Origin of the sequence: Rhodococcus sp. A14 (assembly GCF_011603105.1) — a bacterium.
Lineage (GTDB): Bacteria > Actinomycetota > Actinomycetes > Mycobacteriales > Mycobacteriaceae > Rhodococcus_F > Rhodococcus_F opacus.
In genome coordinates, this window is sequence record NZ_JAAOQS010000183.1 from 1 (window position 1) to 9895 (window position 9895).

Consider the following 9895-nt stretch of genomic DNA (forward strand, 5'->3'; position numbering starts at 1 on the left):
CCGTGGAATTCCCCGGCATCCCGGACGGCACCTTCTCCCCCACCACCGCCATCCTGATCAGCGGCGCAACCGAAATCGTCCTCATCGACGCGCTCTACCTCAAAGACGACGTCCAAGACCTCGGCGACCTGATCGAACGCACCGGCAAGAAACTCACCACGATCTACATCACCCACGACCACCAGGACCACTACCTGGGCATCGGACCGCTCAAGGAGCGGTTCCCGGACGTCACATGCGTGGCATTGCCGCACGTGATCGAGTCCATGAAAGAAACCATGGACATTCAGACCATGCAGTGGAATTTGCTGTTCGGCGACGCCTGCATCCCGGCCGGTCCGCTTCCGGAACCCCTCGACGGCCACACCCTCTACGTCGACGGCTCCCCGCTGAACATCGTCGAAGTCACACAAGCCGACGTCCACCCCACCACCATCGTGCACATCCCCGAGATCGACACCGTCATCGCCGGCGACTCCATCTACAACGAGATCTACCCCATGCTCGGCCTGTCCACCCCCGCCGAATGGCAGGACTGGCTCGACACCATCGACGTCGTGGAAAAGCTTCAGCCGAAGATGATCGTCTGCGGACACCGCAGGCCCGACGGCGACGACTACGCCGTCGAGACCATGATCGCCCAGACCCGTTCCTACATCCAAGACTTCATCGCCGCCTTCCCCACCGCGAAAGACGCCGACGACCTCGTCGCCACCATGTCCGCGAAATACCCCAACCACGCCAACCTCTGGACCCTGCAATTCTCCGCCATCAACGCGATCGCAGCCCGCGACGGCGCGCAATAACACAGAACAGACACACCGCGCCGTGACCCGGCCGGCCACGCCCGTCGGTCGTGGCCACACCAAGACCGTCCGCTTCCCACCGCGCCCCGACCCGATAGGTACGCCATGCATTTCGCTTCCCTGCCCGACCACCGCGCCGATCTGGACCCGCATGGGCCGGCGATCTCCGACGGGCGGCAGTCGCTAACCAACGCCGAGCTGCTCATTCGCGTACGGGCGGCCGCACATCACCTGGACGACCTCGGGATAGGCGTCGGCGATGTCGTCGCCGTGAAACTGACCAACCGTCTCGAGTTCGTCGTGCTCCTCTTCGCGGCCTGGCGGATTGGCGCCACCGTCACACCGGTCAATCCCAGCATGACCGATATCGAAGTCGAACGGCAACTACGCGACTCCCATGCACGCCTGCTGGTCATCGAGGACGACTCGACCACACCGGACACCCCTACACTCAGCGCCGACACCCTCCACACCGACCCCGCAGGTTTCGATCCGGCACCGATTCTGGACCCGGCCGCGCTCTCGCTACTCGTCTACACCAGCGGCACGACCGGCACACCCAAGGGCGTCATGCTCGACCACAGCAACATCGAGGCCATGGCCGAAATGATGGGCGTGGCATTGGCGCTGGGGCCAACGGACCGCTCCCTGCTGATCTTGCCGCTCTTCCACGTCAACGGCATCATCGTCAGCATCCTCTCACCACTACTCGCCGGCGGCAGCGCCGTTATCGTCGGCCGGTTCGACCCCAAAACCTTCTTCGACCTCGTTGAACGTGAACGTCCCACCTACTTCAGCGCGGTACCCACGATCTACAACATGCTCGCCGCGCTCCCCCCCGAACTGGTCCCCGACACCACGTCCCTGCGATTCGGGGCATGCGGAGCCGCACCCGCCTCAGACGTATTACTGACCCGGTTCGAAACACGCTACGGATTCCCGCTCATCGAGGGCTACGGGCTGTCCGAAGGAACCTGTGTCTCCACCTGCAACCCCGTCCACGGTCCCCGCCGCGCCGGCAGCGTCGGACTCCCCCTCATCGGTCAGGAAATCCGGATCGTCGACGACAACGGCACCGAACTGGCCGATGGCGAGGACGGTGAGGTCATCGTCCGAGGCCCCAACATCATGCGTGGCTACCTCGGCCGTCCCGAAGAAACAGCACGCACCCTCGTCGACGGCTGGCTCCACACCGGCGATGTCGGCCACTTCGACGCCGACGGCTACCTTGTCCTCGTCGGACGGTCGAAAGACATGATCATCCGCGGCGGAGAGAACATCTACCCCAAAGAAATCGAAGATGTCCTGACCACAGACCCCTCGGTCCTCGAAGCCGCCGTGATCGGTGTCCCGGACGAGAAATGGGGCGAGATCGTCGTGGCCTACGTCCAACCACGACCAGGCTTCACCATTGACATCACAGCACTGACCACACTCTGCGAAGAACACCTCACCGGCTACAAACGACCCACCGCGTACATCATCAAAGCCATCCCCAAAAACGCCGTCGGCAAAATCGATAAACCCACCCTACGAAACACGCACGCCGAAGTCAGCACCGCCCGCAGTGGTAGTTGAGGGAGCGGTGGGGTGCAAGAGAGACCGCGTTGAGCGGGACTGAAAATTCACCGAGACAAATTCTGTCTCGGTGCCGATCCAGACACTCACGCACCCCGCTCCAGCCAGGCTGCACGACCTTAACCAAGCGGTCGGAGCGTAAGCACTACCGCGTTGTTTCTTCAGGCTGGATGTATCGCCGCTGAGATTGTGAGGAGCCCGATCGATGAAGCTAGCTCTCTACCTCCCGAACTTCCGCGACCACGTGACACTGCATGAGCTCGAGGATCTCACCGCCCTCGCTGAGGACCTCGATTTCGATTCGGTGTGGACGCTCGACCGGATTGTTGTCCCCGAGACCTCCGACCGGGCGGAGCTTCAATACCCGTTCGGCATGATGACCGACCTGCCTAACAGCGTGCCGGTCATCTCGCGGGGCAAGTGGTTTCAAGGAATGGCTCTGATTCCATGGTTGGCCGCGAAGACTCGGAAGGTGCGGATCGGCATGAGCATCATCGACACCCCGTACCGTTCCCCGGGGGTTCTCGCCGCTGAACTCGCCACCCAGGACCACCTGTCGAATGGCAGGCTCAACGTCGGGGTCGGGGCGGGCTGGATGCCCGAGGAGTTTGCGGCCGCCAGCGTCCCGCACCTGTTTCCCCGCCGACACGGGCATGTGCGCGAGACGATTGAAATCATGCAGGGCATCTGGTCGAACGAGTTGTTCGAGTACCACGGCGAATTCGCCGATTTCCCTCTTTCAGGCTTCGGCCACAAGCCGATCCAGAAACCCGGCCCGCCGATCTACTTCTCAGGCCTCAAGGACCCCAGGCGCTCGGCAAAACGGATCGCGAAGTACGGACTGCAGGGCTGGATCGGCATCCAGGACTCCCCCGAAGACATCAAGCGATGGAAGGGTGAGATGAAGCGTGAGCTGGACGCACTCGGCCGGGACTTCCCCGAGGGCTTCGACATGTGCAGCATGATCTGGTTCGTCATCACCGACGAGCCGATCGATCAGAGCCCGGCGGGCAAGGCCACGAACTTGCTCGCGGGTACGGCTCAACAAATTGAGGACAGGCTCAAGAGCTACAAGGAGGCCGGCTTGACAATGCCGCTTCTGTGGCCGCCATTCAGGGACGTACCGACCTCGAAGACCATGGACGACCTCAAGCGTCTGACCGAGGAAATCATGCCCAAGGTCAACGCAAGTTGAGCTGTGGATCATTGACGGCTACAGAGATTAACGGAGCGCGAATGGTGCAGCGCTGAACCTGAGGCCCTGCAACGACCAACGGAGGAGCGGTTCGCCGATCAGGGGACCGCTCCTCGCTCATCAGCCTCAATCTTGCATGCCTCTGAGGTGTCGCTTTGATCAGAGCCGCATTGGGTATTTCGGGCGTGGATTCGGTACTCGGCAACGAGCGCTCGCCCGACGCGGTCGGGTGGTCGCCGGTGTCAGGGTCCCGAAAGTTGATTCCTTTCGTCTACATGGTCGGATTGATGCTGGTCAGGGGTCGGGTATCGCGTTGAGACGAGCCAGCGCGGTGATCACCAAGTCGATCCAGGGCGCGTGGGCAGACAACCACAGATACACCTTGCGTGCGTGGCGGGCGATGCGCGCGTCGATCGCGACTCCCCCAGGCACTGATATAGATCGGGTTAGACCTTCACAAGCACCTCCGGAGGTGTCACGAAGGAAGTGAACATCAAACACTTTCCTCGGAGGATCGGGGACGTGGCCGCGTCGCCCGATGCTCGTGACACCCCCGGAGGTGCGCTCGTGTCTGTGCACGTTGTCCCAGCCACATCATCCACCATCGTCGTCGCCATCGATGTCGGCAAGAACGTCGCTGCCATCTCCGCGACCGATTCGTCCCGTCGTCGTGTACTCCCACCGACTCATGTCGCGTTGACCCGGTCGGGTCTGGATTCCGTCGTCACGCGGATCCAGTCCGCCTCCGATGCATCAATCCAGGTCAGGGTCGGCGTCGAAGCCGCCGGCCACTATCATCAGCCGGTCCTGGGTTACACCTGGCCCTCCGGCTGGGAACTTGTGGAGGTCAACCCGGCACGAGTGGCTGAGCAACGGAAGATCTTCGGTCGGCGCCGGGTGAAGACCGACGCGATCGACCTCGACGCCCTCACCGAACTGCTGCTAGCAGGACAGGGCATCCCGGTCATCAGTCGCAGCGACGTGTGCGCCGAGCTGAGCGCCTGGTCCGCGCACCGGTCCCGCCGCGTCCTGACGCACACGGCCACGATGATCCAGCTCACCACCCAGCTCGACCGCGCGTTCCCCGGTGTCGGCACCGTCATCTCGGACCTGTTCGGCACCGGGATCGGCCGTCTGGTCATCGCCGAATTCACCGACCCGACGCATCTGACAAAGCTCGGGACCAAAGGGTTGATCGCTTTCGCCGCCGACCACGGATTGCGGCTCGAACACCCACGGGCGGAGCGTCTGGTCGCAGCCGCCGCCGATGCTTTACCGACTCCCCATGCAGCGTTGGCGCGACAGGTGATCGCCAGGGATCGGATTCTGTTGGCCGACTTGGAAGCCCAGATCACCGAAGCGACAGCACGGATCGCGGAACTGATCCCGGCCAGCCCGTTCGCGACGTTGATGTCGGTGCCCGGATGGGGACCGGCGCGTATCGGTAATTATGCAGGGGCTCTCGGTGATCCGGAACGATGGGCGGGGCCGGCCCAGATCTACCGAGCCTCTGGATTGGTGCCAGCCCAGTATGAATCCGCCGGCAAGCGTCGAGACGGACACATCAGCAGAGAAGGGAGCGTACCGCTGCGCCGTGCCCTGATCGAACTCGGTTTCGGCTTGCGTCACAACGAGCCAGCGGCGAAGCGGTACGCAGCGGACTTGAAGCTGCGCGGCAAGCCGAACAGGGTCATCGGGTGCGCGTTGGCGCACCGCGCCAACCGAATCGCCTACGCCCTGGTGCGGGACCGGGCCACATTCGACCCGGGCTACTGGCGGCGAGAGGAGTCCTGACCACCAACCCGACCCCCGAGGATCTTCCGCTCGGCCACGAACGGTGGAACGCTGGAGGGTGACGAAGGACCGGAATCGATGCCGCAAGCACTGTGGCGGACCCTCGGACGAGGGCCACGCCGTACGAAGCCTGGCACCCGGCCCTTCGCCTTTCGCCGCAGCCCGCACATCGCCGGATGACCCACTCATCTCCGAGTGAGGTCGCATACGTCAGCACGGGCGCTGGACACCCCCGTTTAACAGCACGACCACCGGTCGGCCCAGGCCGCACACCAATACGCTCGCATTTCGACCGAGCGGCGTGAAGTCATGCCAGAGCCCCGCTTGACAACACCTATAGCCGGCTTCGTGCAGGGCGGCGCCCCCAGGCGTAGTCGTAGCCGTTTCGGCTCCCATCGACTGGCCGGGTGGTCGGTGTGAGCGCAAGCATCTGCATCCATGCGGTGACCTCGACGGCGAGGGCGACGACGGCGCGCCAGATCCGATTCTGATCGAAATCCTGCAACGGAAGATTTTCCAGGCCGGTGTCTTTCAGGATGCGGATCCGGTCTTCGCACCGTGCCCAGCCGGCAGATCGAGCAACCCGGTTACTTCCGCGATCCAGGCGCCGTCGCCGGGTCGCCCGTCCGCGGTGTGGGTGGGATCCAGGCCCGCTCGGGAAGTGCTTCGATCGCAGCGACGATGGAGTCGGTCAGACCGAATCCGATCGAGTACGACAACTTCTGCGTGGTCAGGTAGTCGGTGAGGGCATGGGTGCCGCCGGTCCCGACCGCGGTCGATCAGCACCTTGCTGCCGACCCGCCCACCTTTGGCTGTGAACGGCGAGTCACTAAGTGCCGGATGACCTCGATGTGGTCGGCGGCGGTGTTGGAGCCGGTGTTCCCCGGTCGCAGCATCATCGCCAACGACTCTCCCGTGCCGTCCGGTCCGTGGTCGACGAACGCGCACAGCGGGTAAAACCGAAGCCACTTTGTAGGTGGCGGCAGGCCATTTCCTTCTCCGAGTGCGCGGTCACCAAGGTCGCGACGATTTCGATGATCAGCGGCCGTCCTGCGTCGATCTCATGGTCGAGCGCCCGCTCGCCAGCGGCGATCCGTTGGCTGTCGAACGGGCGGAGTCTATAGCCGCCGACGCTTTCGGAGCGACAGCGGCCAATGCGTCAATCAGTCTCGAGACGGTGGGATCGGATGCCACCCGGCCGAAGATTGCGGGTTCTGCCCGCAGCAGCGCGATATCGGCCGGCAGTCGCCGCCCAGGGCGAGTGCCATCTCAGATCGGCGATGATCTTGCCCGGATCGTGGGAGGTCATTGGTTTTCGCCAGGGTGCGAGCGCACTCGAGAACGCAGTGGTCAAACCAACACCCAGCCCCGCCGAAATCGGCGTGAAAGCCCGAGGTCAGGTCAAGCCACCGCGCGGACTATTCACCTTGGCCGGGAACGTCAACCGCTGGCGAAAGTCGCCGCTGTCCCCGGCCCTTAACCTCCCACGGACTGAAACGCATTGTGGGCCAGTAGTTCACCGATACGGTGTACCACGATATAGCGTCACCGACTCCGCGAGGGCGGACTCGCTGCACCCAGCGCAGCAGCTGATCGTGTCCGACACCGCCCCGCCGATCAGATCCTGGCCGCCAGTTCCGTGCCCTCCCGAATGGCACGTTTGGCGTCCAGTTCGCCCGCGACCGCTGCCCCGCCGATGAGATGGGTTGATACCCCCCGGCTCAGCAGCTCGTCGTGAATACCGCGCTCGGACAGCTGGCCGGCGCACACGACCACCGTGTCCACGGCCAAGGTTTCGGCGCGGCCATTCACGGTGATGTGCAGACCGTCGTCGTCGATGGACTCGTAGGTCACCCCGGACATCATTCGGACGCCGCGCGACCCGACGTGTGTCCGGTGGATCCAGCCCGTGGTCAACCCGAGGCCCGCACCCATTTTGTCCTGCTTGCGCTGCAGCAGGTAAACCTCTCGTGCGGACCCGGCCGGGACCGGCGAACGAACTCCACCCGGCACGTGCGGATCGACGTCCACCCCCCAGTGCCGGAAGAACTCCTCGAGGCGGTCGGCATCGGGGGTCTCCTCACCCGTAACGAACGTGGCGACATCGAATCCGATGCCACCGGCACCGATGATGGCCACCCGCGCGCCGACCGGTGCCGTACCGCGGAGCACATCGACATAGCTGACCACCGATGGATGCGAGGCACCGACGATCGATATCTCGCGCGGCTTCACCCCGGTCGCGATGACAATCTCGTCGAAATCCTCCGCGATCAGCAGTTCGGCGAAGGCCTGGGTCTTCAGCCGGATCGAGACGCCCGCCTCCTCCAGCTCGCCCTCGTAGTACCGGATCGTCTCGCGATACTCCGACTTGCCCGGAATACGCCAGGCCAGATCGAACTGTCCGCCGAGCGTCGGCCGGCTTTCGAACAACGTCACCTGGTGACCACGCCGCCCGGCGAAGGCGCTGAATGCCATCCCCGCCATCCCGGCGCCCACCACGCCGATGCGTTTGCGCGCTCGCGGCGGGGTGGCCATCAGGGTGAGCTCGTGGCCCGCGCGCGGATTCACCAGGCAGGTCGTGGTTTTTTCGGCCAAAGTATGATCGATGCACGCCTGATTGCACGCGATGCAGGCGTTGATCCGGTGCGCACGCCCGGTGCGCGCCTTGTTCACGAACTCCGGATCCGCCAGCAGCGGACGCGCCATCGATATCAGGTCCGCGGCACCGCTGCCGAGAATCTGCTCGGCAAGCTCCGGGGTGTTGATCCGATTGCTCGCGACGACCGGAATGCTCACGGCAGCACGGATTTTCGCGGAGTAGTCCCGGAACGCTCCCGGGGGGACCGGCGAGGCGATGGTCGGGACGCTCGATTCATGCCAACCGATTCCCGTGCTCAGCATCGACACTCCGGCCCGCTCGAGTTCGCGGGCCAATTCGATCGTCTCGGCGAAGGTGGAACCGTCCGGAACCAGATCGGTGAGGGAGATCCGGAAGGAGATCAAGAAGTCCTCGCCAATGGCTCGGCGGGTGCGGCGCACGATCTCGAGCGCGAAGCGGGACCTGTTCTCGAAGTCGCCACCCCATTCGTCGAGCCGGAGATTGGTACGGGGCGCGAGGAATTCGTTGATCAGATAGCCCTCGGATCCCATAATCTCGACACCGTCGTAACCGGCGTTCTGCGCCAGCACAGCCGCCGCTGCGAAGTCGTCGATGGTCTCTACGATCTCGACCGGGTCCATCTCACGCGGAACGAAACGATTGATGGGCGCTCGCACGGAACTCGGCGCCACTAAATCGGGATGCTTCGCATAGCGACCGAAATGCAGCAGCTGCAGAATGATTCGACTGCCAGCGTCTTGCACCGAGCGCGTCACCAGCTGGTGCTGCCGCACGTCCTCGGCTGTGGACATTGTCGCACCCACCTCAAAGGGCCTGCCGGCATAGTTCGGAGAAACGCCACCTGTGACGATGAGTCCGACGCCGCCCCGTGCGCGCTCGGCATAGAACGCGGCCATCGCCTCGAATCCATTTTCGGCTTCCTCCAAGCCCAGATGCATAGAGCCCATCACCACCCGATTCGGCAGGGTCAACGGCCCCACCTGCAGCGGTTCGAACAGTCTGCGGAAGGCGGTCATCGATCTCGTCCTTTTGCTAGCGGCTATGCGATGTCTCGCTGGGAAGACTAGCTTTTGTGCAACTTGTTGCACAAGTGGTGCGAGGCAGCGCATGAGTAAAGTTGGCGGCGCAATATGTCACACGAGCATCAACGGAGGTCCGCAATCGATGTCGCTGAGGTGCGCGATCCTGACGGCGCTCGTGGAGCGCCCTTCCACAGGCAAGGAGCTGACACGACGCTTCGACTCGTCCATCGGCTACTTCTGGCATGCCACCCACCAGCAGATTTATCGTGAACTCGGGAACATGACCGGTGACGGTCTCATCCAGCCGCATGTGAGCCAGGTGAAAGGTAGGGGCGCACCTCGCACATACGAGATCACCGAAACAGGTGTGCGATATCTACGAGAATGGGTTGGCACCGGGCAAGAGCCGGTGCCCCTCAGGGATCCGCTCCTCGTACGCATGCGCGCCGCCGCCGTGCTCGGTGACATCGACCTGACCGACGACATTCAACAGCATTTGGACTATCACCGGTCCCTTCTCCAGACGTACCGCGATATCGAGAATCGCGACTTCAACGGCCCACTCACGACGCGCCGACAACGACTCCAGCACCTGATCCTGCAGGCAGGCATCGACAGTGAACTGTCCTGGACCGAATGGTGCGCGAAGGCGGCAGAGAAACTGGCGACTGAGCGGGCCGAGCGGCATCGTCGCTGATCCTGACCGACGCCGCGGATCGGTTGCCCGCTTCTGCACTGATGTTGGCGCACCGGTACCAGTGACGGGCGCGCTCGTTCTATCAGAGCCCGCTCACCGGTTCCTAGGTTGGCAGTGTCCGACACACAACCCGGCGTGAAGAGGAAAAGCACATGAATCGCGAAGACATCGAATTCCAGG

At 63.6% G+C, this 9895-nt stretch carries 6 protein-coding genes and 1 pseudogene; 5 read left to right on the forward strand and 2 right to left on the reverse strand.

What is annotated here, in order from left to right:
• From G9373_RS43620 to G9373_RS43635, 4 genes are all read left to right on the forward strand, one after another.
• On the forward strand, positions 1-806 hold an 806-nt coding region (locus tag G9373_RS43620; protein ID WP_240961118.1), incomplete at its 5' end, for an MBL fold metallo-hydrolase.
• Between the two features lie 105 nt (positions 807-911).
• Positions 912-2384 carry an AMP-binding protein gene (locus tag G9373_RS43625; RefSeq protein WP_120660785.1) on the forward strand — a complete coding sequence of 491 codons (1473 nt, stop codon included), beginning with the start codon at positions 912-914 and terminating at the stop codon, positions 2382-2384.
• 205 nt (positions 2385-2589) lie between these two features.
• Entirely contained in the window at positions 2590-3579 is a 990-nt protein-coding gene (locus tag G9373_RS43630) for an LLM class flavin-dependent oxidoreductase (protein WP_005265264.1), read from the forward strand.
• Positions 3580-4146: 567 nt separating this feature from the next.
• Positions 4147-5373 (forward strand): IS110 family transposase, encoded by a 1227-nt coding sequence (locus G9373_RS43635; protein ID WP_037207876.1) that lies wholly within the window; start codon positions 4147-4149, stop codon positions 5371-5373.
• Positions 5374-5738: 365 nt separating this feature from the next.
• Here the strand turns inward: G9373_RS43635 and G9373_RS47425 are convergent.
• Together G9373_RS47425 and G9373_RS43645 are read right to left on the reverse strand one after the other, a co-directional pair.
• Positions 5739-6730, reverse strand: a pseudogene (locus tag G9373_RS47425) (transposase); the annotation flags it as partial.
• Between the two features lie 260 nt (positions 6731-6990).
• A complete protein-coding gene (locus G9373_RS43645; RefSeq protein WP_133986720.1) occupies positions 6991-9012 on the reverse strand; it encodes an NADPH-dependent 2,4-dienoyl-CoA reductase in 2022 nt (673 codons plus the stop codon).
• 148 nt (positions 9013-9160) lie between these two features.
• Here G9373_RS43645 and G9373_RS48025 point away from each other — a divergent pair, with 148 nt between their 5' ends.
• The gene (locus G9373_RS48025; RefSeq protein ID WP_005264929.1) at positions 9161-9715 is read left to right on the forward strand and encodes a PadR family transcriptional regulator; all 555 of its coding nucleotides are present in this window, start codon (positions 9161-9163) and stop codon (positions 9713-9715) included.
• Positions 9716-9895: the final 180 nt, after the last annotated feature.